The organism is Pararhizobium sp. LjRoot255, assembly GCF_964252905.1.
GTDB lineage: Bacteria > Pseudomonadota > Alphaproteobacteria > Rhizobiales > Rhizobiaceae > Pararhizobium.
Window position 1 is genome coordinate 1,197,785 of record NZ_CAXUPQ020000001.1, and the last position, 26,106, is coordinate 1,223,890.

A 26,106-nucleotide genomic window follows, 5' to 3' on the forward strand; every position below is an offset into this window, starting at 1 on the left:
GATATCGACCGAAAAACTGGTTCACAGTTCCCGGTATCATGCCCTAAAAATCGAGATCCGCGTAGTGCGATACGGGGGTAACGCCGCGCACGCGCTCCGCAAGCAGCGGCCTGAAGGATGGCCGGGATTTCAGCCGCTGGTACCAATCCTTCACCGCCGGAACCTCCGCCCAATCGATCTCGCCGAGATAATCGAGCACGGAGATTGCAGCGGCGGCGGCAAGATCCGCATAGGACAGGCGATCGCCGGCCAGATAGGTGCGCGAACCGGCAAGCCAGCCCAGATATTTCAGATGCTGGCGAATGTTGGACCGCGACGTGCGAAGAGCCTTCGAATCGGGTGCGCCGCCGCCCTGGTCCGGCGTCATCTGCAGCTTGAAAATGCGTTCACGGACCAGCGGCCGCGTGACATCGGCCTCCATCTTCTGTAGGAACCATTCTGCCAGCCGGCGGATTTCCGCGCGCTGGAACGGGTCTTCCGCCAGAAGCCTCCGGTCGCGCTTCAGAACGCCGTTGGTCTCATCGAGATATTCGGAAATCACAGTCGCGCCACAGAGCGCCCGCATGCTGTCGTCGACGTAGACCGGCAGAGTGCCCGCGGGATTGAGCGTCAGGAAGTCACGCCGCTTCTCCCAGGGCTGCTCCTCTGCCAGTTCCGTTTGATAGCCGTATTCCGACAGGATCAGGCGGACGAACCGGGAAGAGGTGGACATGGGGTGGTGGTAGAGAGTTGGCATGAGATATCGGGTTTCGTCAGTTCGATTGGGGGGATGGTTTGTCGCGGCGGTTTGGTCTGGCCACGGCGCGTTTGGAAAAGCTATAGGAACTTGCTGGCGCAAACACAAGCGAATCAGCCAATGCCCGTCGATGGTCCCAGACCTTAAACCCCAATGCTTCAGGGATACTTAATTCATGGCCGATCAATCGATCATCAGCGCTCTGGTTCTTGGCTTCATCGAAGGCCTGACCGAATTCATTCCAGTATCGTCGACCGCGCATGTACTGCTTGCCGGGCATTTCCTCGGCTTCAAGTCGCCCGGTAATACCTTTGCCGTACTCATCCAGCTCGGTGCGATCCTTGCGATCCTGCTCGTTTATTTCCAGCGTCTCCTGTCGATCGCTGCCGACCTGCCCTCGAGCGCCAAGGCACGCCAATTCGTCCTGTCGATCCTTCTCGCCTTCCTGCCGGCTGCCGCGATCGGCGCCGTGGCTCATGGTTTCATCAAGAGCGTGCTGTTCGAAACACCGGTACTGATCTGCATCGTGCTGATCTTCGGTGGTGTCGTCCTCTATGCGATCGACCGTTTGCCGCTGAAGCCGAGATATAACGACGTCATGGACTATCCGCCGTCGCTCGCTCTGAAGATCGGGCTCTGCCAATGCCTGGCGATGGTTCCCGGCACATCCCGCTCGGGTGCGACCATCGCCGGCGCGTTGCTGATGGGGACCGACAAGCGTTCCGCCGCCGAGTTCTCGTTCTTCCTCGCGATGCCCACCATGCTCGGCGCTTTCACGCTCGATCTCTACAAGAACCGTGGCGCGCTCAACTTCGATGACGTGTCGCTGATCGTCGTCGGCTTCTCTGCCGCGTTCTTGGCGGCGCTGATCGTCGTGCGCTCGCTCTTGAAATTCGTCTCCAGTCGCGGTTTTGCACCGTTCGCCATCTGGCGCATCGTCATCGGCGCGGCTGGCCTCGTCGGTCTCTGGCTGGTCGGCTGAACGGCAATAAAAAACCGCATGCATCTCTTGCGAGACTGCATGCGGTCCCCTGGCCCCCGCCATGAAACTGCGCCGCCTCAAAATGAGGCGGAAATTCTTATTCGGCGAGTTCGCCGATCGAAGCCGTGGTGCAGGGATCGACGCCATAGGCCGGCGCGCAGCTGTGATTGCCGGCGACCGTCTTCGGCGCAGCGAAGGATCCAGCCAGAACGATAAGTGCCGCGCACGCAAAGAAAATTGCGATCGACTTGCCCATGAAAAATATGCCTTTCAAGATGATATGACGGCGCCGGTCTTTCCTGAAACGAAGGACGCGGCGCGGCTGTTGTCTATGCGCTGGACCAGCCGTTATCAATATCAACAGATGCTGAATCGACGGTAAAGACCAATCGCTTTTTCAAGTGCGGCAGAACTGCAACGCTTTGATTTGAGGCGGGCAAAAAGAAACCGCCGGGGGCGCCGGCGGCATTTATTCAAGCGGCGCCGCCAGACCGGGTATACTGCCCCTGTGGTCGATAACGCACCATGTAGGATGGCAGGATCGCTTCGATCGAAGTCGGCTCGATGCCGAACGCCTGCAACGCGCGGCCTTCGGCCTGCGCACCATCGGAAACGACATTGTCGCGCTTCAGCAGGATGACCTGGTCGGGCGTGATCGGCGGCGCCACGAAGGGTACCAGCGAGGCAATGGACCCCATCAGCGAGGCAATGCCGAAGGGAACCGGCAGCAGCGTGCGCTTGCGTCCGATGGTCTTCAGCATGATCTCGAGACAATTCTTGAAGGTCAAAACTTCCGGCCCGCCGAGTTCATAGATCTTGCCCTTGGTAACCTTGCCCTCGATGGTCCTGGCAACTGCTTCGGCAACATCGGCGACGTAGACCGGCTGAAATGCCGTGTTGCCGCCGCCGACCAGCGGCAGGACCGGCGAGAGACGCGCCATCTTGGCGAACTTGTTGAAGAAACTGTCTTCCGGACCGAAAATGATCGACGGCCGCAGGATGACCGCTTCGGGAACGGTCTCCAGGATCGCCTTTTCCGCCCGGCCTTTCGATTTCGCATAAAGCGATTCGCTATTGGCATCGGCGCCGATGGCGGAGATATGGGTCAACGTCGCACCGACACCACGCACGGCTTCGGCCACGGCGCGGGCACCAAAATCCTGAACCGAATCGAAGGTGTTGCGGCCGCTTTCAAACAGGATGCCGACGCAATTGACGACATGATCGGCGCCGTGCACCGCCGCGTCGACCGAATTACGGTAGCGCAGGTTTGCCTGAACCAGGGAAATCTGGCCGACATTGCCGAGCGGTTGCAGGAAGCCGGCGAGATCCGGACGGCGGACGGCAACGCGGATGCGGAAGCCGCGTTTCGCAAGCGCACGCACGACATGACGACCGACAAATCCCGACCCGCCGAAAACGGTAACGAGCGGGGGGAGGTTGGACAAGGTCATGGCGTGGCACTCCTGATCTTCAGCATGGGGTATGTGAGCTACATAGCCCAATCATCGGGCGACGGGAAGGCTCATCGCCAAGGCTTTTCTGCCGCTTTCCGCCACAGCATGGGACGCCACTCAGACGCCTTCGACGACCACCATTTCAGCACTCGCGACCTCATGGCGGATCGCAGCTGCGATCTGGTATTCGGGCGAATTGTAGCAATCGATCGCCGCCTGCAGCGACGGGAACTCGATCACCACGTTACGGGACCGGACATCCCCCTCCAGACGCTGGAAAGCACCGCCGCGGGCCAGAAATTTAGCGCCGTATTTCTCAAAAGCCGGTTTCGCGGCCGCGACATAATCCTTGTAGCGCTCGGCATCGCGGACATCGACGCGCGCAATCCAGTAGCCCTTTACCATGACCGCTCCCTATTTTCATCTCAACCCGTCACTATTGCTTCCGCTTCTTCCGCCAATTCACTTGACCGGTCAAGGCCGGTGCGCGACCGCGTCGAGGCGGCGCCGGCGGACGCGCTGCCAGCCCCGGAAACACTCCCCATTTTCCGACGGGCAGATAGCACAATCAGACTTGGATCTGCCGCGCGGAGACATCGCGCTCCCGCCATTACCATGACGCTGATACTGGATTGACTGGTTATGCGGCCGGCGCGCCACGCATTTCATCAAGAATGGCGAGCGCCGCAGCCCTTGGATCGGCGGCCTTGACGATGGGGCGGGCGACGACGAGATGGCTTGATCCGGCGGCAAGCGCATCGGCCGGTGTCATCACCCGCTTCTGGTCGCCCTTGTCGCTGCCGGCGGGCCGGATACCGGGGGTGACGATTGCCATGTCGGGGCCGACGATCTTGCGGACCGCAGATGCTTCCTCGGCCGAGCAGACGATGCCGCCCATTCCGGCCGCCCGTGCCTGTTCGGCGCGGCGAAGTACCAGGGCTCGCGGGTCAAATTGGTAGCCGGCGTCAATGACATCCTGCGCATCCATCGAGGTCAGCACCGTGACGCCAAGCAAGCAAAGGTCGGAGCCGCGCGCAGCTTCGACGGCCGCATTCATCGCTTTCGGATAAGCGTGCAGCGTCAGCATCGACATCCCCATCTTGACGATGTTCTCGACACCCTTGGCGACCGTGTTGTCGATATCGAGCAGCTTCATATCGAGAAAGACCTTCTTGCCGTCGCTGGCAAGATCGCGGGCAAATTCGAGCCCGCCGGAAAAGGCCAGCTGATAGCCGATCTTGTAGAACAGCACGTCGTCGCCAAGCTTTTTGACGATCGCCTCGGCCTCGCCGATGGTGGGGATATCAAGGCCGACGATCAGCCGGTCGCGTGCGCTTGCAGTCATTGTTGCCATCCTTGCCAGAGCTCAAACGGCCTCCAATCGCATGCAAGGCACCGGTCGGCAAGGGCAAACGCAAAGAGATTGCCGCCGCCGCCCGGCTGATCATGGCTGCGCGCGATCGGCAGGCCGGCGAGATGGCATTTCAATAGCGTGCCCACGCCGCCATGACCCACGAAGGCGATCGGCCTCGATGGATCGTTCCCATCGAGCACGGACGAAATCGCGGAAACAATACGGGCTTGAGCGTCGACGGCACGCTCCCAGCCGTAAAAGCTCTGCTCCGGATTGGCGAAAAACCAGTCTGCCGCCTTTTCGAATTCGTCGGGCAGCAGAAAGCCGGTGGCAGACCGGTCGTTTTCGCCGGCATGGTCCAGCACCTCGATGTCGATGCCGGCCGGCCTTGCAAGGATCGCCGCCGTTTCCAGCGCCTTGGTCTCGTCGCTCGACAGAATGCGCGTGAGCTGCCTTGCCCAACCGCATTGCGCGGCCATCTCCGATCGAGCCGCGCCAAGCTCGGACAATCCCCAGCGCGGAACCGGCACATCCGAATTAATGCGTACCTGCGGATGCGTGACGTAGATGCCGAACATTAATCGGCTTCAATGCGTCTTGCGATAGACCCACAATTGTGCAGGCGGGATGTTGCGCACGACAAAGTCATAGTGGGAAATCTGATAACGATCCGGCATGGCGACGACCGGCGACAGCGGACCGTAGGAAATCTGGACGACGGGCCGGCCGACAGGAATCCGCGATAACAGGTCCTCGATCAGCGACACCCTCATATGCATTGGGAAATTCAGAAGCGGCACGGCCGAAATGACGCTGTCGAACGTCTGGTCCTTATGCGCGCCCAAAGTCTTTTCGAGATCGAAGGCATCGCCATTGATGAAATCAACGCCGGGATAGGCCTTGACGAGATGTTGAAAGAAATCGGTGGAGAATTCGACCGAGACCAAATTTTGAGGCTGCACGCCCTTCTGCAAGATCGCCTTGGTGATGACACCGGTGCCGGGGCCAAGCTCGAGAACGGGGAGGCCCGAATGGGGATTGACGACGCTTGCCATTCGCCGGGCGGTTATTCCAGATGTCGGCACAATCGAGCCGACTGCCTTCATATTGCTGCGCCATCCCTTGAAGAAACGAATCTCCTCGTCGAATTTCTTGCCAAGACGCTCTTTCAGACGAAAATTCATGCGCATCTCCCACCACTATATTGCCCGCGCCCTGAACAGTACTTCATGTCGTCGCAGCGCAGCGTCTTCAAGTACGACATGATTATGTGTCGCTGACTGCGACAAAAACAAGTCGTTTCGCGTCATTAAATCGACATGCCAACAGCTCAGTTGCCCGCTGTCGCTTCGCTTCGGCTCGCAGTTGCCTGGCGAGCCACCGTGCCTGCAGACCGAAAGGAAAAGCGGCCGGAACGATCTCCGGCCGTCGCTTCAGCCTTGAAATGGCTCTTGAAGACTAAACCCGCATCGGCATCAGAACGTAGAGCGCGTCGTCGCCTGCCATGTCGCGGACCAGCGTCGGCGAGCCGGGATCGGCGAGCATGAACACGGCGTCAGTGCCGGAAAGCTGCGCGGTGATATCGAGCAGGTATTTGGCGTTGAAGCCGATTTCCAGCGGATCGCTATCATAGCCGACCGCGAGTTCTTCTGTTGCACTTCCCGAATCCGGGTTGTTGACGGTCAGCGTCAATTGCCCGTCGGAAAGGGCGAGTTTGACAGCGCGGCCGCGCTCCGAGGAGATCGTGGACACACGGTCGACGGCCTGGGCGAAGGTCTGGCAATCGATCTTCAGCTCCTTGTCGTTGTTGGCCGGAATGACGCGCTGGTAGTCCGGGAAGGTGCCGTCGATCAGCTTCGAGGTCATGATGATCGAGCCGATGGTGAGCCGGATCTTGGCATCCGAAACTTCGACCGTGACAACCACATCCGGATTATCGACCAGCTTCTGCAGTTCGCTGACCGTTTTGCGCGGGATGATGATGCCCGGCATGCCTTCGGAACCGGCCGGCGCTTCAAGATCGGCGCGGGCGAGACGGTGGCCGTCGGTGGCCACGGCGCGCAGCTTGAGCTGGCCCTTGCTTTCGATCGTATGGATATAGATGCCGTTGAGATAGTAGCGGGTTTCTTCCGTCGAGATCGCAAATTGGGTGCGATCGATCAGCATCTTCAGGTCGGTGGCCTTGATGCGGAAGCTATGTGTGAACGTTCCGGCGGTGAGATCCGGGAAATCGGACTGCGGCAGGCACTGCAGCGAGAATTTCGAGCGGCCGGAGGTGACCGTCATCGCCGTGCCTTCGGCATTGGTCGCCAGCAGAACTTCGGAACCGTCCGGCAGCTTGCGCACGATGTCATAGAGCAGATGTGCCGGAACCGTCGTCGCCCCCGCCTGCTCGACCTGTGCCGGTGTCGCTTCGGTGATTTCCAGATCGAGGTCGGTCGCCTTCATTTCGAGGCTCGCACCATCAGAGCGCAAGAGCACGTTCGAGAGGATCGGAATGGTGTTGCGCCGCTCGACCACGCGGTGAACGTGGTTCAGCGACTTCAGAAGATTGGACCGCTCGAGAGTAATGCGCATGGGATGCTACCGCTTTCAACCATCGCCGGGCGGGCCGCGCCTCCCGGCTTGAACTTTTGAAATGCCCGCTTTCGGACGGGAAAGATGTGGACAGGCAAAATGGCAGAAAGAAGCCGTCAAAAGCAAGGGGTAACGGCGGCAGAGCCCCAGTAATGTTTGCTTCGGCCTGAATCCGCCACTCTTGCCGAAGGGCGACCGCTCACCCATAAAGGTCAGGCGCCGGGGTAATGGCGAATAGTGGTATAAGGGTACACCGTTTTGGAAAAGCAGGCATCGGGCGAAACACAGGCAGGCGAGAAGCACAAAAGCTACCGGCTGCACACGATCACCGTTCCGGCCCGCCCGCTGGAACCGGCGCTCTATCTGGTCGCAACTCCGATCGGCAATCTCTCCGACATTACCCTTCGTGCGCTCGAAACGCTGGCGGGCGCCGATGTGCTTGCCTGCGAGGACACGCGCGTCACCCGCGTGCTGCTCGATCGCTATGGCATCGTCAACCGGCCCTATGCCTATCACGAGCACAATGCCAACGAGGTCGGGCCGAAACTGCTCGCCGCGCTTGACGAGGGTAGATCCGTCGCTCTCGTCTCCGATGCCGGCACGCCGCTGGTCTCCGATCCCGGTTATCGGCTCGGCCAGATCGCCATTGCGGCCGGCCACCGCGTCGTTCCGATCCCGGGCGCCTCCGCCCCGCTTGCCGCATTGGTCGGCTCCGGCCTTCCCAATGATGCCTTCCTTTTCGCGGGTTTCCTGCCCTCCAAGGACAAGGCGCGCCGCGACAGGCTTGCAGAGCTTGCAACTGTTCCCGCCACGCTGATCTTCTTCGAATCCCCGCACCGGATCGCCGCCACAATCGTTGCCGCCCATGACGTTCTCGGGGCCGGGCGCCGGGCTTCCGTCTGCCGCGAACTGACCAAGACCTTCGAGGAGTTCCGCCGCGGCACTCTGGCCGAATTGAAGGCCTTTTACGACGAGGGTGCCACTGTCAAAGGCGAGATCGTGCTTGTCATCGGTCCGCCGGATGCACCTGCGGCACCGGAAGCCGACGATGTCGATGCCATTCTCTTGGAACTGGTCAAGGATATGTCGACCGGCAAGGCGGCGACGGAGGCAGCCAGGCAGACCGGCCTCAACCGCAAGGATCTCTACGACAGGCTGCTGGAGCTCAAAGACCGGAATGACGCGTGAGGCACCCGACAGGAAGCGCCTGAAAGCGCTCCGGCGCGGCTCGCTCGCCGAGTACCGCGCGGCCCTGTCGCTGCTCTTGAAAGGCTACCGCATCGTCGCCTTCCGCTATCGCACCAAACTGGGCGAGATCGACATCATCGCACGCAAGGGCAATCTGATCGCCTGCATCGAAGTCAAGGCCCGCCGGTCGCTCGACGATTCCGTTTTTGCGGTTTCCAATTTTGCACAACAGCGCATCCGTGCCGCAAGCGATCTATGGCTGGCAAAACAGCCTGATTTTGCGCATCTTTCAATCCGTTACGACATCATTTCCGTCATGCCCTGGCGTTGGCCGGTCCATCTTCCCGATGCCTTTTGAAGGACTGCGCATCGCGATGATCGAATCGAAACAAAAACGCTATCCGCGCGTCATGAAAGGCCGGTAGCCGGTTCCTCAACAGCGTGGAAATGCTCCCCCAATATGAGCACAGGAGAAAAATGTGGGACAATGTCGAATGTTCATTATCTCGGAGCGAGGCCATCAAGCAGGAAGGCGAGGCCTTTCCTGAAAGCGCCGTCCCAATCGTTATCCAACAGCAGACGAGAGCGTTCGATTGTCGGGTAGTGTTCGCTGAGGCGTGTAAGGCGCTGCTGCGCGGCGGCCCTGTCGTCGTCCGAGAGGTCGAAGCTCGCCCGGGTGACGGTAGCTCCTATCACGTAGTTCCAGAGCGACCATATCGCGACGTTCAAACCTGCGTCCGCGACACCGGCTCTCGACAAGGTCTTGCTCAGCAGTTCCAGGCGGCCAAGGATGTTCGGACCGAGCGCCCGGCGCGGTAACAGCGATGCCGACCAAGGATGGCGCAGCATGCTGGCGCGCCAGTCTTCGAGCATATGAATGACTTCCCCGCGCCAGTCTTGAGGCTCAACTCTTTGCGGCGGTCCGCGATATTCGAGCACCGAATCGAGGGCCAGATCAAAGACCTCCTCTTTGTTGTCGACATGCCAATAGAGGCTCATCGCGCCCGAGCCGAGGCGATCGGCCAGCCGACGCATCTTCAATCCGTCGACCCCTTGGGCGTCCAGCAGTTCGACCGCGGTTGCCACGATACGTTCCAGAGAGAGAGGCGGTTCACTGCGCGGCTCCTGCGCGGACTGGCGTGACACATCTATCCGTTGAGACCGTTTGCTCTGAACACCGCTACGTTTGGCTGCCATCCGATTTCCTTGCTGATCAGAACGTCGATTTAAGCCGACAACGCGACGAATGTCGATCCTGAACGGTTGACTCGTACGGCGTACGATGCAATTAGATCGTACGCCGTACGAGTACACGTATGGGCGATGAGTTAAAGTTCAATCCTGCAGGCCGCGAGGGTACTTTGCTCGCAGTCCTCAGAGCCAAGAGAAAATCATGTCACGCGGCATCAAGCATCTGCTTATCGGAGGGCTATTCATCATGACCATGGGAGTTCCCACTGCGACGACAGCGAATGAGAAGGATCTCAAGCTGACCATCGTCAATCCAAAAAACCTCTACGACCCGACGCCGAATGGCTACAGCACGGCGGTGATTGTGCCCCGCGAAGCCCGGGTGGCCTACATCTCCGGACAGGGCGGCCAAGACAGCACGGGAGCCTTGTCGCCCGACTTCGCTGCCCAGGTTAAGCAGGCCTATGCAAATTTGCGCACCGCCCTCGATGCGCTCGGTGCAAGGCCGGATCAGGTCGCCAAGCTCACGGTCTTCGTGGTCGATCACGATATGTCCAAGCTTGAGGTGTTGACCAGGAACGTCAAGGAAATGTTCGGCGAGACGCTGCCGGCGCAGACTCTCATTCCCGTCCCCAAGCTTGCAATTGACCCCATGCTCTTCGAGGTCGAGGCCGTCGTCATTTTGGAATAGTGGCGGCGACGGATCAGGCGCGATTGCCAACTGTGATAACGCGTACCGATGGGTACATATGAGGAACTCATCGGACCAGCATGCAAGCAATGTCCGCTCGTGCGCAAGCTGCCGCTTTACCGCCTTGGAAACGGCTGACGGCATTTTCTGCAAAATGCCGGAAATTTCATCCCCGCAAATCCCCGCCCTTTGCGCCCGTGCCCTACTCCATCTCGTCCCGCCATCGGATACACCGGATAGCGTTGCCGGCGGGGCCGGTGCCTTCGGTCTGTGTTTGAAACGCAGGCGTGGCCGCGGGGGCCTGCAGAAAATGGTTTCCCTCTCGCTTGAAATAGAGCGGGGCGTGCCTGTGAGGCACACATGAATGGACCGGCGACTGGTCGGCCGAAAGGCCGGTCTTTCGTGAGGGCGGCGGGCAAGCAAGACCAATAAGGCCCGCCAGCCCCACCCTGGAAAAGGGTGCCGTCATCCGCGCAGAGAAACCGCAGTTGCAGGCAAAAACCACCGAGACGGGGCACGTCGCGTGTCACTTTTATCTACTCAACCAGGCACACGATGTGTCCCGGCCGAGTTCATGCCTCCCCAAACGAGCGGGAGGCACCACGCCACGGGCGCAACGCGCCGCGTGAAGGCTTCATCGTATCTAAATGCAAGCCCTCACAGAAATCTGTAGGTTTCCGCAGAGCCGATTTGATATAGACAGGCCTCTCAACGACGCCCACGATCAACAGGAAATGACTCATGGCAAGAATCGTCAATGTCGCGATCCAGATGGATCACGTTTCGGGCATCAATATCGCGGGCGACAGCACCTTCGCCATGAGCCTCGAAGCGCAGGCGCGCGGCTACAAGCTGTTCCACTATACGCCGAACCAGTTGTCGCTGCGCGACGGGAAGGTCTTCGCCACCGTGCAGCCGATGATGCTGCGCGATGTCAAGGGCGATCACTACACGCTGGGCGAAGCCGAACGCATCGACCTCTCGAGCATGGATGTGGTGCTCTTGCGCCAGGACCCGCCCTTCGACATGGCCTATATCACATCGACGCATCTGCTCGAGCGCGTCCATCCGAAGACACTCGTCGTCAATGACCCGGCCTGGGTGCGCAACTCGCCGGAGAAGATCTTCGTCACCGAATTTCCCGACCTGATGCCGAAGACGCTGATCACCCGCGATCCGGCCGAGATCGCCAGCTTCCGCGCCGAGATGGGCGACATCATCCTGAAGCCACTCTACGGCAATGGCGGCGCCGGCGTGTTTCATTCGACCCGCGACGACCGCAACCTGTCGTCCCTGTTGGAAATGTTCGGCCAGATGTTCCGCGAACCGTTCATCGCCCAGGAATACCTTCCGGCCGTGCGCAAGGGCGACAAGCGCATCATCCTCGTCGACGGCGAACCGGCAGGCGCGATCAACCGTGTTCCGGCCGAAAACGACGCGCGTTCCAACATGCATGCCGGCGGCAAGCCCGAGCCGAGCGAACTGACCAAGCGGGAAAAGGAAATCTGCGCCCGCATCGGGCCCGCGCTGCGCGAGCGTGGTTTCCTGCTCGTCGGCATAGATGTCATCGGCGACGTCATGACCGAGATCAACGTCACCTCGCCCACCGGCATCCGCGAAGTGAAGAAGTTCGGCGGCGCCGATATCGCCGCGCTTCTTTGGGACGCGATCGAACGCAAGCGCGCCTGAGAGAATAGAACCAACCGAGGCGTTCGCATGTCTCGGTTGCGCGCCCGCCTCATCCCACGGATGTTCACGGTTGTTCCGCTTCGTTCGCGAAATGCAACCTGCCTCAACCTGGCCGATTATCGCCATTGAACATGTTCGATAATTGTTCTTGTTTTATTCCGCTATTCGTGCAAGATTTCACGACACAACCGGTAGAGGTTGTGGTGGCAGGGGTTGCGCCTGCCTCGCGGCAGAAGGGGCAATCATGGTCGCGCGTGTCAGTACGGTTGCATTCCAGGGCATAGAAGGCCTGCCTGTCGACGTCCAGGTGATGGTGGCGCCAGGCAAGGTCGGTATGCAGATTGTCGGACTTCCCGACAAGGCAGTGGCCGAAAGCCGGGAGCGCGTCCAAGCGGCACTGCATGCCTCTGGACTGTCGCTGCCCGCCAAGAAAGTCACCGTCAACCTCGCGCCGGCCGACCTGCCAAAGGAAGGCAGCCATTTCGATCTTCCCATCGCGCTTGGCCTGATGGCCGCGCTTGGCGCCATTCCCGCGGATGCGCTTGGCGGTTACGTCGTTATCGGTGAACTCAATCTCGACGGGACGATCGCTGCCGTCGCCGGCGCGCTGCCCGCCGCGATTGGCGCCAATGGCCTCGGCAAGGGGCTGATCTGCCCGTCCGACAGCGGCGCAGAGGCGGCCTGGGCGGGTGCCGAGATCGATATTCTCGCTCCGCGCAGCCTGATCGCGCTCGCCAACCATTTTCGTGGAACCCAGGTTCTCTCCCGCCCGGAGCCGGCGGTGCGCGCAAGTGCTGCCAACATGCCGGATCTCGCCGATATCAAGGGCCAGGAAAGCGCCAAGCGGGCGCTGGAGGTGGCAGCGGCTGGAAACCACAATCTCCTGATGGTCGGGCCGCCGGGTTCCGGCAAATCGATGCTTGCCGCCCGCCTGCCCTCCATCTTGCCGCCACTCTCGCCCGCCGAACTGCTGGAAGTTTCGATGATCCATTCGATCGCCGGGCAACTTCCGGGCGGCAAGCTGTCGGACCGGCGACCCTTCCGGACGCCGCATCATTCGGCGACGATGGCCGCGATGATCGGTGGTGGCATGCGCGCCAAGCCGGGCGAGGCCTCGCTGGCGCACAACGGCGTGCTGTTCCTCGACGAGTTTCCGGAGTTTACCCCGCAGGTTCTCGATGCGCTGCGCCAGCCACTCGAAACGGCCGAATGCATCATCGCTCGCGCCAATCACCGCGTCACCTATCCGGCCGCGATCCAGCTGGTCGCCGCGATGAACCCCTGCCGCTGCGGCATGGCGGGCGAACCGGGGCATACATGCGCCCGCGGGCCCCGTTGCGTCGCCGACTATCAGGGGCGCATTTCCGGTCCGCTGATGGACCGGATCGATATCCGCATCGATGTCCCCTCCGTCTCCGCCGCCGACCTCATCCGCCCGGCACCGGCGGAGCCGAGCGCCGTCGTCGCAAGACGCGTCGCCCGCGCCCGCGAGATCCAGGCGGATCGCTTCATCGCCTTCGGCATGCCGAAAATCCTCTCGAACGCGCGCTGCTCGACATCCATGATCGAGAAGATGGCCGAGCCGGATGCCGGCGGCCTGCAACTGCTGCGCGACGCTGCCGACAAGATGAAATTTTCGGCGCGCGGCTACCACCGCGTCCTGAAAGTCGCCCGCACGCTCGCCGACCTCGACGAAAAGCTGACGGTCGGGCGCATCCACCTGGCCGAGGCGATCTCCTACCGAATTGCCGGGGAACGGTTGACGGCCGCGGCATGAGCAACGTCTGGAAAACCACCCTCAGGCGGGCATGAGGGTGGCTTGGCTTTCAACGCGGAAGATTGTGGACGATCAGCCGACGAGGTGTTCGAACAGGACCGTCGACAGGTAGCGCTCGGCGAAGGACGGGATGATGACGACGATGTTCTTGCCTTCATTTTCCGGGCGCTGGCCGATCTTGATCGCAGCTGCCAGTGCAGCACCGGAGGAGATGCCGACCGGCACGCCTTCGAGCTTTGCGACCTGCCGTGCCGTTTCCACGGCCTTGGCGCTGTTGACGGTGACGACCTCGTCGTAGATTTTCGTATCGAGGATGGCAGGTGCGAAGCCGGCGCCGATCCCCTGGATCTTGTGCGGGCCGGGAGCGCCACCGGAAAGGACGGGCGATTCCTCCGGCTCGACGGCGATAACCTGGATCGACGGTTTGCGGGCCTTGAGCACCTGGCCAGCGCCGGTGATCGTACCGCCGGTGCCGATGCCGGAAACGAGGATGTCGACGCTGCCGTCGGTGTCGTTCCAGATTTCCTCGGCCGTCGTCTTGCGGTGGATTTCCGGGTTCGCCGGATTTTCGAACTGCTGCGGGATGATCGCATCCGGCAAGGTCGCTGCCAGTTCCTCCGCCTTGGCGATCGCGCCCTTCATGCCCTTCGGGCCTTCCGTCAGCACCAGTTCGGCACCGAGCAGCGCCAGCATCTTGCGGCGTTCGACCGACATGGTTTCCGGCATGGTGAGGATCAGTTTGTATCCCTTGGCCGCGGCGGCAAAGGCGAGCGCGATACCGGTATTGCCCGACGTCGGCTCGACCAGCGTTGTCTTGCCGGGCGTGATCTTGCCCTGTGCTTCCAGCGATTCAATCATCGCGACGCCGATACGATCCTTGACCGAGGCGATCGGGTTGAAGAACTCCAGCTTCGCCAGAAGATTGGCCTTCACCCCGTTTTCCTTCGCCAGCTTGTCGAGGCGAACGATCGGCGTATCGCCGATGGTCTCGGTGATCGAGGAATAGATGCGGCCGCGGCCGGGCTTGCGCTGATCTGACATGGTGTTCTCCCTTTTTCCAAGTTGTGAGGGACAATAGGATCAAACCAGCCCGCTTGCCAGAGTGCTATTGTCCAACCACTTGATCCTGATTGGAAAAATCTGTTGTGGAACCACCGGTTGCCGAATGATTATTTCAGGCGGCACGTGTGGCGATATAGGCGGCGGTGGAGCCGAGAATACCGGCGGCGATCCGGTTCAGCGACTTCAGCGCACGGGGTTGTTTTAGAAGCAGCCGGGCGCGAGAGGCCAGCAGGATATAGGGGATCAGAACCGCCATCAGGACGATGAAGGTCGAGCCGACGAGAATGGCATATTCATCGAGGCCGATCGCGCGCAAATCGATCAGCGTCGGCACCAGTGCAACGTAAAACAGCATGGTCTTCGGGTTGCCTAGCGTCACCAGCAATCCGGACAGGAAGGACAGGCCCATGTTCGCGCTTCTCTTCGCCTGGATCTCCTGCGGCAGCAGCCCGGCGGTCCAGAGTTTATAGGCGATATAGACAAGATAGAGCGCCCCGAGGACCTTGATGACCATGAAGGCAGTCGTGAAGGTCTGCGCGACGAAGGCGAGACCGAGAATGACCGCCGTCAGGTAGATCAGGTCGCCGAGAACAAGCCCGAGCCCCATGAAGAAGGTCTCGCGGAAACCGGAGCCGAGCGCGCGCGCGACGATCGCCGTCATGCCTGGACCAGGGATCGCGGCGGCAATAAAAAGCGCGCCGCAATAGGCGAGAAGAGTGGCAAGGCTCATCATCAACTCCGAAGATTTGCGAGCGCGCTGTTTAGCTGTTTTTCTCGCTTCAGGCAAATAGGCTGCATTGATCGAAGCCGCCGTTCCGGCTAAGGCATTGCCGAAGCACGACGAAAATTTCGCCTTGCGCCGCCCGGAAACTGGAGGCCGTTCATGCCTGGAACCGCAAGCCTTGCCGCCTTTGCCCTCATCGCGCTGGGCATGGTCCTGACGCCCGGGCCGAACATGATCTATCTGATATCCCGCGCCCTCTGTCAGGGACCGGCCGCAGGATTGGTCTCGCTCGCCGGTGTCGGTCTTGGTTTCCTGGTCTATATGCTCTCGGCCGCGTTCGGCATCACCGCGCTGCTTTTGGCCGTGCCCTATGCCTATGATGCCCTGCGGTTTGCCGGCGCGCTCTATCTCTTCTATCTCGCCTGGCAGGCCCTGCGTCCCGGCGGGCGCTCGGCCTTCGAGGTGCGCGACCTGCCGGCCGACAGTCCGCGGCGTCTTTTCCTGATGGGCTTTGCGACCAGCCTCCTGAACCCCAAGATAGCCGTTCTCTACCTGTCTCTGTTGCCGCAGTTCATCGATCCCGCCCTGGGCGGGGTGTTTTCACAATCCGTCGTGCTTGGCACGATCCAGATCCTCACCAGCCTTTCCGTCAATGCACTGATCGTGTTGACGGCTGGCTCCATCGCCACGTTCTTCGCCGGCCGTCCGGCATGGCTTTCCATGCAGCGCTGGCTGATGGGCGGCGTACTCGGCGCGCTTGCATTTCGCATGGCGATGGAAAGCCGCCGCTGAGACGGTTTTCCTTTTCCCAACCAAGGCTTGAGCATACCATGACAACAGCGCTTCTTATCATCGACGTCCAGAACGCCATTCTCGAAGGCGAAGGCACTCCCGAACGTCAGCCGGTTATTGACGCAGCACTGAACGAGACCGTCGGCCGCCTGCAGTCGATCCAGGCGCGCGCCCGCGCCGCCCATATCCCCGTCATTCTCGTGCAGCATGACGGCGGCCCGGGAGACCCGCTTGCGCGCTCGTCCAAGGGCTGGGCCTTGCGTCATGAGATTGCGCCGGTTCTCGGCGAGACGGTCGTTCACAAGACGAGTTGCGACAGTTTCTTCCAGACCGACCTGCAGGAACACCTGGCAAAACGATCCATTACCCATCTGGTCATCGGCGGCTGTCAGACGCAGTTCTGCGTCGATACGACCGCGCGACGCGCGGTATCGCTCGGCTACGATGTGACGCTGCTGTCCGATGGACATTCGACCGGCGACATGGGCGAACTGACCTTCTCGCAGATCATCGCCCACCACAACGCCCTGCTCCGCGGCTTCAATGCCGGCGGTCATGCGATCGAATTGCGCCGGTCGGACGAGATCACCTTCTGACGATCAGCCAAGCAGCCGCTATTCGAAGACCGGCCGCATGAAGCTGCGCTCGTAGCTCAGGATGCAGCGGGTCTTCTCGGCAAGGGCAAAGGCCGCCTGGCATTCGGCGTCCTTTGCCATGCGTTCGCGATAATCCTCGTAGGCTGCAAGGCTCGGAAAGCTGAAGAGGGCGAGTGCAATGTTGTTCGCCCCTTCATGCGGCATGAAATAGCCGTGATGCGTGCCGCCCAGCCGGTTGACCAGCGGGATCCAGAGTTTTGCGTACTCCTCGAACTCGGCGAGCTTGTACGGGTCGATCGTGTAACGCAGGGTGCAGGTGATCACGCATTTCTCCTTTGGACGGCTTCACCTGCTTGATGCCTCGCAAGCCGAGGTAATGTCCAGCCGAATGTCATGCCGGCGGCCGCGATCAGAATTGCCGCGGAGCCGAGGAGCTGCGCGGGCTGCAGCTGATGGCCGAAGGCGAGGCGGTCCACCACAAGAGCTGCGACCGGATAGATGAACGACAGCGCGCCGGTGAGATGCGTCGGCAGCTTCTGGATGGCGCCGTAGAGCAACACATACATCAGCCCGGTGTGAATGGCGCCCATGGCGACCAGCAGCGCCCACTGATAGGCCTCTGTGGGCAAGCCGGAGGCGCCGGCGAAAGGCGCGAGCATCAAGAGGCCGGTGATAACCTGGATCAGCGCGATCAGATGCGGCGGCGTTCCCTTCAGCCGCTTGGCGACGAGCGCAGCCAGCGCGTAGAAGAACGCAGCGCCCAGAGCCATTGCGATCCCCATCAGATAATCACCGCCGGTGAAGTCGCCCGCGGGTTTTGCCTCGACGATCGCGATCATGCCGGCAAAGGCGATGCCGAGCCAGAAGAGCTTCGTCATCGTGATCTTTTCCTTGAAAAACAACCCGCCAATGGCCAGCAGCATGAAGGGCTGGGTATTGTAGACCATCGTCGCAATCGAGATCGAGGCGCGGGAATAGGCGGCGAACAGAAGAAGCCAGTTGACGACGATCGCCACCCCGCCGAGGACAGCGAGCGCAAACACCCGCCAGGTGAGAATGCCGGCGCGGAAATGGCCGAGGGAGGCGCAGATGGCGATGAGCGTCAACGCACCGAACAGGCAGCGCCACAGCACCACGTCGATCACCGGCTGACCGGACGCCAGAACGAACCATCCGATCGTGCCCGAGATCAGCATGGCAGCGGTCATTTCGATGCTGCCGGTCTTGATATCCTTTTCCATCACACCGCTCCTTTGAACATGTCGCAAGCATAATCAGAGGAAAGGCGTCGATATATGGATTATGGAAGGAATATGTGCGAGAATACCTAATCATGAAAGGCAAACATCGAATTTCGCCTACGGAGGACTCCATGCTTGATGATCTCGACCGCCGCCTTCTCGACATTCTGTCGGCCAATGGGCGCATCTCTTTGAAGGAGCTGGCGCAGGAAGCAGGCCTCTCCTCGCCCAGCACGGCGGACCGGCTGCGGCGGCTGGAGGATCGCGGTGTGATCACGGGCTTCACCGTCGGCGTCAATCCGGCGGCACTCGGTTATGCCCTGCAGGCTGTCGTGCGCGTGCGCCCGATGCCAGGCATGCTGCATATCGTCGAGAAGCTGATCCAGGAAACGCCGCAATTCGTCGAATGCGACAAGGTGACGGGCGACGACTGCTTCATCGCCAAGCTCTTGGTGCGGGACATGGAGCAACTCGACGCCATCCTCGACCGCGTTGCCGAACGCGCCCAGACAAATACCTCGATCGTCAAGTCGACGCCAGTGAAACGCCGGCTGCCGCCGCTCCATAGCGAGAAATGAGCGTCAGAATTCGGCCATCGGCGAAAGCATGACGGGCTGCCGCAGACGATCCGCAGCATCGCCTCTGACCATCAGGCTGGTAGAGGAAGGAAATGGTTCCGGCGTCCCTTGCCAATCAAGCCGGTCGGGAAAATAGGCGAACGGCATGCTGGTCGGATCAGGTCCCCCGAACCGATCCTGAATGCTGACATCGATGCCGAAGGTATCGTGCAGCAGCGCCACGAGCGCCGCCCAGGCGGCGGGATCTCCAAAATAGTCCTGCCGGAACGCCAGTCCATGGACAGCGGATGCGACAGGCACCTAGACGCCCGTCGAACCGAACCCGCCGGCCCCCCGCGCGGTTTCGCCGGCATCCGACGCCTCGCGGACGAAAACCTGCGTCACCGGGGCGATCACCATCTGGGCGATGCGCATGCCGCGCTCGATGAGGAAATCCTCGTCGCCGAGATTGACCAGAAGCACCTTCACCTCGCCGCGATAATCGCTGTCGATCGTGCCGGGGGTATTGAGGCAGGTGATACCGTGCTTGAAGGCAAGGCCGGAGCGCGGGCGGACTTGCGCCTCGTATCCGGCCGGGACTTCGAAGATGAAGCCCGTCGGCACCAGCACCCGCTTGCCCGGCGATAACACCAGCGGCTGATCAGCGGCGACAGCGGCACGCAGGTCCATACCGGCGGCGCCTGATGTCTCATAGGCGGGCAGATCGAGACCTGCCGCATGCGGCAGACGAACAAGGTTCAAGGTCGGACGGGTGTGCGCGTGTAAGGTCATGGCTGCATTAGTTTGCCGCCAGCGGCGGCGGGTCAATTGCAAAGTCGGGCCGAAGTCGGTAGATAGCCCGCAACTCACAGGAATCTAGACATATGGCCGAAAGTCTCGCCGAGGCGGTTTCTCGCCGCCGCACCTTTGCTATTATCGCGCACCCGGATGCGGGCAAGACTACGCTCACCGAAAAGCTGCTGCTGTTCGGCGGCGCGATCCAGCTTGCCGGCGAGGTCAAAGCCAAGAAGGACCGCATCCAGACGCGGTCCGACTGGATGAAGATCGAACGCGAGCGCGGCATCTCGGTCGTCACCTCGGTGATGACCTTCGAATATGGCGGCAATGTCTTCAACATCCTCGATACGCCCGGCCACGAGGACTTCGCTGACGACACCTATCGCACGCTGACGGCCGTCGACGCCGCCGTGATGGTCATCGATGCCGCAAAGGGTATCGAGCCGCGGACGCTCAAGCTTTTCGAAGTCTGCCGCATGCGCGATATCCCGATCATCACCTTCATCAACAAGATGGACCGCGAAAGCCGCGACCCGTTCGAGATTCTGGACGAGGTCGAGGAAAAGCTGGCGCTCGACTGCGCCCCGGTGACCTGGCCGATCGGCCGTTCGAAGACCTTCTGCGGCTCCTATCATCTCGCCGACAACACCGTGCGCGGCTCCGATACGCAGGAAATCCTCACCAAGATCAACGGGCCGGAAATGGCCGCCCATCGGCTGCCGGAAAACGAGCGCGATGCCTTTATCGACGAAACGTCACTGGCGATCGAGGCCTGCAAGCCTTTCAATAAAAAGGCTTTCCTTGAAGGCCACCTGACTCCGGTCTTCTTCGGCTCGGCACTGAGGAACTTTGGCGTGCGCGACCTCATCAATGCGCTCGGCGACTTCGCCCCACCGCCACGCGATCAGGTGGCCGACATCCGGACGGTCCAGGCAACCGATGACAAGATGACCGCCTTCGTCTTCAAGATCCAGGCGAACATGGACCCGAACCACCGCGACCGCATCGCCTTTGCCCGCATCTGCTCCGGCAAGCTGGAGCGCGGCATGAAGGCGCGCCTGTCGCGCACCGGCAAGCAGCTGGGCCTGACAGCTCCCCAGTTCTTCTTCGCCTCGCAGCGTCAGCTTGCCGACACGGCCTATGCAGGCGATGTGGTCGGCATTCCGAACCACGGCACCTTGCGCATCGGCGACACGCTGACCGAAGGCGAACAGCTCGTCTTCCAGGGCGTGCCTAACTTTTCGCCGGAAATCCTGCGCCGCGTCCGGCTTGAAGATGCGATGAAGGCCAAGAAGCTGAAGGAAGCCCTGCAGCAGATGGCAGAGGAAGGCGTGGTGCAGCTATTTTCGCCGGAGGATGGTTCTCCAGCGATCGTCGGCGTCGTCGGCGCGCTGCAACTCGACGTGCTGAAGGAGCGCCTGCAGTCGGAATACGGCCTGCCGGTCTCCTTCGACGTAGCCCGTTTCTCGGTCTGCCGCTGGATTTCGGCCGATCAACCAGCGGACCTCGAAAAGTTCGTAACGGCTCGGCGCGGCGACATCGCCCGCGATCTCGACGGCGACCCGGTCTTCCTGGCGCAGGATTCCTTCTCGCTGCGTTATGAGTCGGAACGCTATCCGGCGATCAAGATGGTCGCCATCAAGGAATATCACGTCGCCAAGGCGGCATGATCACCGGACCAGCACGCCGCCATCCTTAGAAGAGGCCGCGGCCAATGAGCCATAAACCCGCTGCGACGAGGACGGCGCCGGCGGCTTGGCCGAGCCGTTGCCCGCCGGGCATGACTTTTTCGGCCAGAACGAGGATCGCAAGCCCGGCGATCCAAAGGATGTTCATCACCCCGCCGACGAACAAAAGCGCCATCAGCGGCCAGCAGCAGCCGACGCAATAAAGCCCGTGGCGCAGCCCCATCTTGAAGGCACCCCAAGGCTCGCGGCGAAAACCACCCTCGCTCTGGATGAAGGCGACGGGGGCACGGCATTTGCTGAGGCAGGCATGCTTCAGCGGCGTCCACTGATAGAAGCCGGCGAAAAGCAGCAGCATGCCGCTGAACAGGCCGCTCGCGCTCTCCATCATCGGCGTCAGCAACAAAGCGTGTTCCAGCAGCCACTGCCCCAAGGTTGCCACGAGCGAAAACAGGAACCAGGCTGCGACATAGCCGCTGCCGAAGACGCCGGTGGCCGCGAGGGGCGTTCCCTGGCTTGCGGCATGCCGGCCGACACGCGCATAGAGCAGTATCATCGGCGCGGCCGACGGAAGCATCATGCCGACCATCATCACGGACCACATGGCAAAAACGAGGAACACCTCGCCCAGGCGCCACGCGCGCGGCGTGAGCATTGCCTCGGCCATGCCGGGCATTCCTGACATGTCCCTCCCGGGCATGCCATCCATGGCTTCCATCGGCTTTTCACCCGCCGCCATCATGTCGCCAAGCGAAAGCAGATAGGCCCAGGCAAGAAGGGTCATGGCGGCCAGGCTGGCGAGTATGATAATCCGGTCCCGCCTGAGCAGGGCATCGAACGTGGCTCCAGGCATCGCAGTGGGCCCTAGTGGACGACGCCGCTCTCGGTCATGTGCAGGCGGCTGAAATGGGCGTGCGAATCCTTGGTGGACAGCGCAATCGGCCCTTTCGTTTCCGCCCACCCGCGTCCGGCTTCGCACGTGTCGTATTCGAAGCCGTTCGGCAGATTGATGCGGGCCCGGTGTTCCTCGCCGCTGACGGGATTGCGGATCGGCTCGCCGCGCGCTTCGATCCAGCCGGGAATGTTGACTTTGGCGGTACGCCCGTCGATGTCCAAGTCAAAATCGATCCGCGTGAAAACGGGGTCATGGACGGTATCATATGTCGTGGCGAAAACCGCGAAGACGGTGGCCCCAGGCTCCGTGTCGAGCCCGCTCATGATCCGCAGCAGGGCATCGCGCTGCTGCGGAGAAGCGCGTTCGTCGACGATCGGAACGCATTGGCCGTGGCCTTCGTGAATGGCTCCCGGCCATGACCAGATTAGGGCGATGCGTAACCCGTCGAGCCGCGTCTCATCGTGAAAACCGTCCTCGATCTCGATGACGTTGATCGCGTGGCATTTGCCTTGGGTGGGAAGTGCATTGAATTGGCAGGGGCAACCATAGGCGCAGTTGCAGTGCAAGAATTCACGTCCCTGAAGCTTCCATTTGACGCTGGTCATTTCATCCTCCATTGGGCGGGGAATGCGTCTGTTATGGGAATTTCGCAGATCGCTAATTAAATACCTGCGTCTCCGGGTTGTCCAGTGAACTTGGAGTCTTCCCAGGGCACTGCGAGCCGTACGGTTATTGCGGCTGAGAAGGCGGAGCGTCCGCCTCCGCGCTCGGAAAAATCTGGTACTACGCCCGCCCTACCGGCGGTCCGTGAGCATGAGATCGCCGCTTTCATCGACCGAAACCTCGATGCCGATATAACCGGGGATTTTCGGATGCGAGGTCTCGAACGGATGCGTATGCGTGGCGGTGATGACCATCACATCTGCCCCGGCCGATTCGCCCGCAATGACGCCGGCTGCGACATCCTCGAAGACCAGGCAGTCCCTGGCATCGAAGCCGACGCGTTTTGCACCGAGCAGGTAGCATTCCGGGCTCGGCTTGCCACGCGAGACATCTTCGGCGATGACGATGAAGCGCGGCTCCGGCAGGCCGGCGGCGGCGATGCGCACCTTGGCAAGTTCGCGCGGCGAGGAGGTGACGATCGCCCAGCGCTCTGGCGGCAGGCTCTTCAGGAATTCGATCGCGCCGGGAAGCGGCTTGACGCCCTCGACATCCTCGATCTCGCCCTGGCAGATGATGGCTGCTTCCGCCTCCGGATCGACACCGGGCAACCCAAGCTGCCGGATCGTGTCGACGCCGCGTTTGCCATGCATGGTCGGCAGGAAGGTCGCGACATCGAGGCCGTGGCTTTCCGCCCATCTGCCCCATACGCGCTCCGCCGCTTCGATGGAACTCAGCAGCGTTCCGTCCATGTCGAAGAGGAAGGCGGAATATTTCTTGCCGAACACCGGCGATGACGCGGAAGACAACGGGCGGACTCCTTATGTGATCTGGCTGCCCGCCTCATGCGAGCGATGACATCCCTGTTCGATACGGGGATTCCCGCCGCAGATCAAACCGATATCGGTCTCGTCATTTTCCTTCGCGTCACTACGCAGCAGCCGAACGCGTGCTCGTGGAGCACGATTGCGGCCGGAAGGCGCGGAGGAACCGCGACGGCGACACCTTCGATCGCACATCGGCGCATCCGGAACTGGCTGGTCTTCATCGCCTGGCACGCCTCAATCCCGCTCGCGGCCCGGCAGGGCATCACGCTCGCCGAACCAGTTTGCCGCCGAAGAACACCAGATCTGGCGCCTGGGTGCAAGTTCGCGCCGCTGGCGGATATTGCCCCAGCGGATGCCGATCTCCTCTGCATCCTCGTCCGTGCCCGTCGTATAGACCGGCGAACCGCAACTGCCGCAGAACATCTGAAAGCGCGTCCGGCCGTTTTCGGCAATTTTGACGTAGGTCTTCGGCTCGCCGGCCGTGATCCGAAAATTCTCTTTCGGCACGGAGACCGTGACGCGATAAACCGAGCCCGTCAGGTGCTGGCAATCCGTGCAATGGCAGATGCTGACCTCGTTGGGGTCGATCTCGGCCTCAAAGCTGAGCGCACCGCAATGGCAATTCCCGTCGATATGCATGTCCGTTCCTCCCGGTTGGGGAGGAACCTAGAGCATTGCCGCTTCCTCTTCGAGTGACGGAAATGCTCTTTCTCCTTGTTTCATCGCAAATCCGGACGGGGCGCATCAGACGCCGGTGAACAGCCATGCATGCTCCTTGGCGTTGTTGAATTTCCAGACGCGCGACGGACCGGCCATGACGTTGAGATAATAGAGGTCGTAGCCGTGGATGGCGGCGACCGGATGATAGCCCTTCGGCACCAGCGTTACGTCGCCATCCTCGACGGCCATCGTTTCATCCAGCGAGCGATCGTCGGTATAGACGCGCTGCATGGCAAAGCCTTGGCTCGGGTTCAGGCGATGATAGTAGGTCTCCTCCAGCAAACTTTCGGACGGCAGATTGTCCTCGTCATGCTTGTGCGGCGGATAGGACGAGGTGTGACCGCCGGGCGTGATGACCTCGACAACCAGCAGCGAATGGGCCGAATTGTCGTCCTCCGGCATGATGTTGGTGACATAACGCGTGTTCGTCGCCTTGCCGCGCGTCATCTGAGGGTGTGTGCCTGGACGGATCACCTGCGTCTTATAGCTTTCGCCGCCAGGCGCCGAGCACACCGCCAGATCAAGAGCTGTCGTCGCCGTCGCCTCCCAGCGGCTGCCCTTCGGCACATAGACCGCATAAGGCTGTCCTTCGAACGGCGTCATCCGCTCGCCAAGTTCACCGACATCCTCGCCGTCGACGGATATCCTCGCCTTGCCGGAGACGAACACGAGGCAGGTTTCCCGATCAGCGCTTTCGCCAGCCGCGTTTTCACCAGCCTTCAGCCGGTTCAGCCTGAAACCGACATAGGTCCACCCGGCAGATTCGGGCGTAATGTCGTGAACGAGGCCGGAGGTGCCTTTTGGTTTGACGAGAAGGTTTGGCATGGTGTGGCTCCTGTTGATTTCCACCCTCCCCTTGAGGGGGAGGGTCGGACCGCAGTCCGGGGTGGGGTGATCTACTGAGACACCCAAAGGATCACCCCACCCGCAGCTTCGCTGCGACCTCCCCCTCAAGGGGAGGTAAAGTGCATCAGCCCCGATCCAGTCCAGCCTCCTTCGCATACGCCTTCAGCGACTTCAGACCCAGCGACTGGTATTCCAACGGGTTGCGCACGGCAGAATCCTGCTCCGCCTCGATCACCAGCCAGCCATCATAGCCATGTTCCGCGGCAACTTTCAGCACCGGTACGAAATCGACGCCGCCCTCGCTGTCGCCGGGAACGGTGAAGACGCCGCGGCGCACACCTTCGAGGAAGGACAGGCTTTCACGCTCCACTTGCTTGCGGATTTCGGTCCGCACATTCTTGGCATGGATATGGCGGACGCGGTGCATGTACTTCTTCGCAACCTCGACGGGATCGGAACCGCCGAACCAGGCGTGGCCGGTGTCGAGCAGCAGTTTGGTCGCCGGGCCGGTGTTCTGCATCAGAAGATCAATTTCTTCTCCGGTCTGGACGATCGTGCCCATATGGTGGTGGTAGACGAGATCGACGCCCTGATCGGCGCAATACTGCGCGATCGCCTCGATGTCGGCGCCGAATTTCTTCCACTGGTCAGCCGGCAGAACCGGCTTGTCCTTGACGACCGATTTCGTGTCGTCGCCATGGATGGCATTGGAGGTTTCGCAGACGATGCAGACCTTGCAGCCATTGTATTTCAACAAGTCAAGATGCGGCTGAATGGCTTTCTTTTCCGCCTCGACATCATGCGTCAAGAGGTTGGTCGAATGCCAGCCGGAGACGAAAACCAAATCGTAGGAGGCGAGCTTGGCCTTCAGCTCGGCGGGATCGGTCGGCATCTTGTGGCCCTTCTCGATGCCGTCGAAGCCGATCGTCTGGCAATCGGAGAGGCAGTCCTCAAGGGTGAGATGCGCCCCGAGCGTCTGGTCGTCGTCGTTGCTCCAGGCGATGGGGTTTGTTCCGTAGCGGATCATGATGTTCTTCTCTGATCAAGTGTTTTTAAGCCGT

At 61.2% G+C, this 26,106-nt stretch carries 30 protein-coding genes and 1 pseudogene; 11 read left to right on the forward strand and 20 right to left on the reverse strand.

Going from position 1 to position 26,106, the window contains the following annotated elements:
• Positions 1 to 43 precede the first annotated feature (43 nt).
• The gene (locus ACSQ2W_RS05950) at positions 44 to 736 is read right to left on the reverse strand and encodes a glutathione S-transferase family protein (protein ID WP_436085431.1); all 693 of its coding nucleotides are present in this window, start codon (positions 734 to 736) and stop codon (positions 44 to 46) included.
• A 175-nt stretch (positions 737 to 911) separates the two neighbouring features.
• Between ACSQ2W_RS05950 and ACSQ2W_RS05955 the strand changes: the two genes are divergently transcribed.
• Both ACSQ2W_RS05955 and ACSQ2W_RS05960 read left to right on the forward strand, forming a co-directional pair.
• On the forward strand, positions 912 to 1,718 hold the full coding sequence (locus ACSQ2W_RS05955; RefSeq protein WP_436085432.1) for an undecaprenyl-diphosphate phosphatase: 807 nt from the start codon (positions 912 to 914) through the stop codon (positions 1,716 to 1,718).
• Positions 1,719 to 1,779: 61 nt separating this feature from the next.
• Complete coding sequence (locus ACSQ2W_RS05960) at positions 1,780 to 2,100, forward strand: hypothetical protein (RefSeq protein WP_436087837.1); 321 nt, start codon at positions 1,780 to 1,782, stop codon at positions 2,098 to 2,100.
• A 91-nt stretch (positions 2,101 to 2,191) separates the two neighbouring features.
• On the opposite strand, the gene ACSQ2W_RS05965 is transcribed toward ACSQ2W_RS05960, so the two are convergent.
• The 6 genes from ACSQ2W_RS05965 to dnaN form a co-directional block, all read right to left on the reverse strand.
• Positions 2,192 to 3,172, reverse strand: coding sequence for a complex I NDUFA9 subunit family protein (locus tag ACSQ2W_RS05965; protein WP_436085433.1), 981 nt, complete (start codon positions 3,170 to 3,172; stop codon positions 2,192 to 2,194).
• Positions 3,173 to 3,292: 120 nt separating this feature from the next.
• Complete coding sequence (locus tag ACSQ2W_RS05970) at positions 3,293 to 3,580, reverse strand: DUF1330 domain-containing protein (protein ID WP_436085434.1); 288 nt, start codon at positions 3,578 to 3,580, stop codon at positions 3,293 to 3,295.
• A 235-nt stretch (positions 3,581 to 3,815) separates the two neighbouring features.
• Positions 3,816 to 4,520, reverse strand: coding sequence for an orotidine-5'-phosphate decarboxylase (pyrF, locus tag ACSQ2W_RS05975; RefSeq protein WP_436085435.1), 705 nt, complete (start codon positions 4,518 to 4,520; stop codon positions 3,816 to 3,818).
• A complete protein-coding gene (locus ACSQ2W_RS05980) occupies positions 4,517 to 5,107 on the reverse strand; it encodes a histidine phosphatase family protein (protein ID WP_436085436.1) in 591 nt (196 codons plus the stop codon). Before ACSQ2W_RS05980 ends, pyrF begins: the two co-directional genes overlap by 4 nt.
• A 9-nt stretch (positions 5,108 to 5,116) precedes the next feature.
• Positions 5,117 to 5,713: a phospholipid N-methyltransferase PmtA gene (gene pmtA, locus ACSQ2W_RS05985; protein ID WP_436082879.1), complete on the reverse strand. Its 597-nt coding sequence runs from the start codon at positions 5,711 to 5,713 to the stop codon at positions 5,117 to 5,119.
• A 274-nt stretch (positions 5,714 to 5,987) separates the two neighbouring features.
• Positions 5,988 to 7,106, reverse strand: a complete 1,119-nt coding sequence (gene dnaN / locus ACSQ2W_RS05990) for a DNA polymerase III subunit beta (protein ID WP_436085437.1) — start codon at positions 7,104 to 7,106, stop codon at positions 5,988 to 5,990.
• Between the two features lie 258 nt (positions 7,107 to 7,364).
• On the opposite strand from dnaN, the gene rsmI reads away from it, so the two are divergent.
• Both rsmI and ACSQ2W_RS06000 read left to right on the forward strand, forming a co-directional pair.
• Entirely contained in the window at positions 7,365 to 8,294 is a 930-nt protein-coding gene (gene rsmI, locus ACSQ2W_RS05995) for a 16S rRNA (cytidine(1402)-2'-O)-methyltransferase (RefSeq protein WP_436085438.1), read from the forward strand.
• Positions 8,284 to 8,652 carry a YraN family protein gene (locus tag ACSQ2W_RS06000; RefSeq protein ID WP_436085439.1) on the forward strand — a complete coding sequence of 123 codons (369 nt, stop codon included), beginning with the start codon at positions 8,284 to 8,286 and terminating at the stop codon, positions 8,650 to 8,652. The genes rsmI and ACSQ2W_RS06000 overlap by 11 nt, the downstream gene beginning before the upstream one ends.
• Positions 8,653 to 8,795: 143 nt before the next feature.
• Here ACSQ2W_RS06000 and ACSQ2W_RS06005 read toward each other — a convergent pair whose 3' ends face one another.
• Positions 8,796 to 9,491 (reverse strand): TetR/AcrR family transcriptional regulator, encoded by a 696-nt coding sequence (locus ACSQ2W_RS06005; RefSeq protein ID WP_436085440.1) that lies wholly within the window; start codon positions 9,489 to 9,491, stop codon positions 8,796 to 8,798.
• Positions 9,492 to 9,687: 196 nt separating this feature from the next.
• Between ACSQ2W_RS06005 and ACSQ2W_RS06010 the strand changes: the two genes are divergently transcribed.
• From ACSQ2W_RS06010 to ACSQ2W_RS06020, 3 genes are all read left to right on the forward strand, one after another.
• Positions 9,688 to 10,176 carry a RidA family protein gene (locus tag ACSQ2W_RS06010; protein ID WP_436085441.1) on the forward strand — a complete coding sequence of 163 codons (489 nt, stop codon included), beginning with the start codon at positions 9,688 to 9,690 and terminating at the stop codon, positions 10,174 to 10,176.
• Positions 10,177 to 10,917: 741 nt separating this feature from the next.
• Positions 10,918 to 11,865 carry a glutathione synthase gene (gene gshB, locus ACSQ2W_RS06015; RefSeq protein WP_436085442.1) on the forward strand — a complete coding sequence of 316 codons (948 nt, stop codon included), beginning with the start codon at positions 10,918 to 10,920 and terminating at the stop codon, positions 11,863 to 11,865.
• Positions 11,866 to 12,109: 244 nt separating this feature from the next.
• Positions 12,110 to 13,642 (forward strand): YifB family Mg chelatase-like AAA ATPase, encoded by a 1,533-nt coding sequence (locus ACSQ2W_RS06020; RefSeq protein ID WP_436085443.1) that lies wholly within the window; start codon positions 12,110 to 12,112, stop codon positions 13,640 to 13,642.
• A 72-nt stretch (positions 13,643 to 13,714) separates the two neighbouring features.
• On the opposite strand, the gene cysK is transcribed toward ACSQ2W_RS06020, so the two are convergent.
• Entirely contained in the window at positions 13,715 to 14,683 is a 969-nt protein-coding gene (gene cysK / locus ACSQ2W_RS06025; protein WP_436085444.1) for a cysteine synthase A, read from the reverse strand.
• 133 nt (positions 14,684 to 14,816) lie between these two features.
• Positions 14,817 to 15,434 (reverse strand): LysE family translocator, encoded by a 618-nt coding sequence (locus tag ACSQ2W_RS06030; RefSeq protein WP_436085445.1) that lies wholly within the window; start codon positions 15,432 to 15,434, stop codon positions 14,817 to 14,819.
• A 153-nt stretch (positions 15,435 to 15,587) separates the two neighbouring features.
• Here ACSQ2W_RS06030 and ACSQ2W_RS06035 point away from each other — a divergent pair, with 153 nt between their 5' ends.
• Positions 15,588 to 16,220, forward strand: coding sequence for a LysE family translocator (locus ACSQ2W_RS06035; protein WP_436085446.1), 633 nt, complete (start codon positions 15,588 to 15,590; stop codon positions 16,218 to 16,220).
• Between the two features lie 38 nt (positions 16,221 to 16,258).
• A complete protein-coding gene (locus ACSQ2W_RS06040; RefSeq protein ID WP_436085447.1) occupies positions 16,259 to 16,816 on the forward strand; it encodes a cysteine hydrolase family protein in 558 nt (185 codons plus the stop codon).
• Between the two features lie 18 nt (positions 16,817 to 16,834).
• Here ACSQ2W_RS06040 and ACSQ2W_RS06045 read toward each other — a convergent pair whose 3' ends face one another.
• Positions 16,835 to 17,140, reverse strand: coding sequence for an NIPSNAP family protein (locus tag ACSQ2W_RS06045; protein ID WP_436085448.1), 306 nt, complete (start codon positions 17,138 to 17,140; stop codon positions 16,835 to 16,837).
• The gene (locus tag ACSQ2W_RS06050) at positions 17,137 to 18,057 is read right to left on the reverse strand and encodes a DMT family transporter (RefSeq protein ID WP_436085449.1); all 921 of its coding nucleotides are present in this window, start codon (positions 18,055 to 18,057) and stop codon (positions 17,137 to 17,139) included. The genes ACSQ2W_RS06045 and ACSQ2W_RS06050 overlap by 4 nt, the downstream gene beginning before the upstream one ends.
• A gap of 131 nt (positions 18,058 to 18,188) precedes the next feature.
• Here ACSQ2W_RS06050 and ACSQ2W_RS06055 point away from each other — a divergent pair, with 131 nt between their 5' ends.
• Positions 18,189 to 18,635, forward strand: a complete 447-nt coding sequence (locus ACSQ2W_RS06055; RefSeq protein WP_436085450.1) for an Lrp/AsnC family transcriptional regulator — start codon at positions 18,189 to 18,191, stop codon at positions 18,633 to 18,635.
• 129 nt (positions 18,636 to 18,764) lie between these two features.
• Here the strand turns inward: ACSQ2W_RS06055 and ACSQ2W_RS06060 are convergent.
• Both ACSQ2W_RS06060 and dut read right to left on the reverse strand, forming a co-directional pair.
• A pseudogene (locus ACSQ2W_RS06060) lies at positions 18,765 to 18,935 on the reverse strand (GNAT family N-acetyltransferase); the annotation flags it as partial.
• Positions 18,936 to 19,406 carry a dUTP diphosphatase gene (dut, locus tag ACSQ2W_RS06065; protein ID WP_436085451.1) on the reverse strand — a complete coding sequence of 157 codons (471 nt, stop codon included), beginning with the start codon at positions 19,404 to 19,406 and terminating at the stop codon, positions 18,936 to 18,938.
• A gap of 92 nt (positions 19,407 to 19,498) precedes the next feature.
• Here dut and ACSQ2W_RS06070 point away from each other — a divergent pair, with 92 nt between their 5' ends.
• Entirely contained in the window at positions 19,499 to 21,082 is a 1,584-nt protein-coding gene (locus tag ACSQ2W_RS06070; protein WP_436085452.1) for a peptide chain release factor 3, read from the forward strand.
• Between the two features lie 25 nt (positions 21,083 to 21,107).
• Here the strand turns inward: ACSQ2W_RS06070 and ACSQ2W_RS06075 are convergent, their stop codons facing one another.
• The 6 genes from ACSQ2W_RS06075 to iolE form a co-directional block, all read right to left on the reverse strand.
• Positions 21,108 to 21,950 carry a DUF2182 domain-containing protein gene (locus ACSQ2W_RS06075; RefSeq protein ID WP_436085453.1) on the reverse strand — a complete coding sequence of 281 codons (843 nt, stop codon included), beginning with the start codon at positions 21,948 to 21,950 and terminating at the stop codon, positions 21,108 to 21,110.
• An 11-nt stretch (positions 21,951 to 21,961) separates the two neighbouring features.
• Positions 21,962 to 22,597 (reverse strand): DUF1326 domain-containing protein, encoded by a 636-nt coding sequence (locus tag ACSQ2W_RS06080; RefSeq protein WP_436085454.1) that lies wholly within the window; start codon positions 22,595 to 22,597, stop codon positions 21,962 to 21,964.
• A gap of 189 nt (positions 22,598 to 22,786) precedes the next feature.
• Positions 22,787 to 23,461, reverse strand: coding sequence for an HAD family hydrolase (locus tag ACSQ2W_RS06085; RefSeq protein ID WP_436085455.1), 675 nt, complete (start codon positions 23,459 to 23,461; stop codon positions 22,787 to 22,789).
• A gap of 252 nt (positions 23,462 to 23,713) precedes the next feature.
• Positions 23,714 to 24,118, reverse strand: coding sequence for a GFA family protein (locus tag ACSQ2W_RS06090; RefSeq protein WP_436085456.1), 405 nt, complete (start codon positions 24,116 to 24,118; stop codon positions 23,714 to 23,716).
• A 105-nt stretch (positions 24,119 to 24,223) separates the two neighbouring features.
• Positions 24,224 to 25,024, reverse strand: a complete 801-nt coding sequence (gene iolB / locus ACSQ2W_RS06095) for a 5-deoxy-glucuronate isomerase (protein WP_436085457.1) — start codon at positions 25,022 to 25,024, stop codon at positions 24,224 to 24,226.
• Positions 25,025 to 25,169: 145 nt separating this feature from the next.
• Complete coding sequence (iolE, locus tag ACSQ2W_RS06100) at positions 25,170 to 26,072, reverse strand: myo-inosose-2 dehydratase (protein WP_436085458.1); 903 nt, start codon at positions 26,070 to 26,072, stop codon at positions 25,170 to 25,172.
• Positions 26,073 to 26,106: the final 34 nt, after the last annotated feature.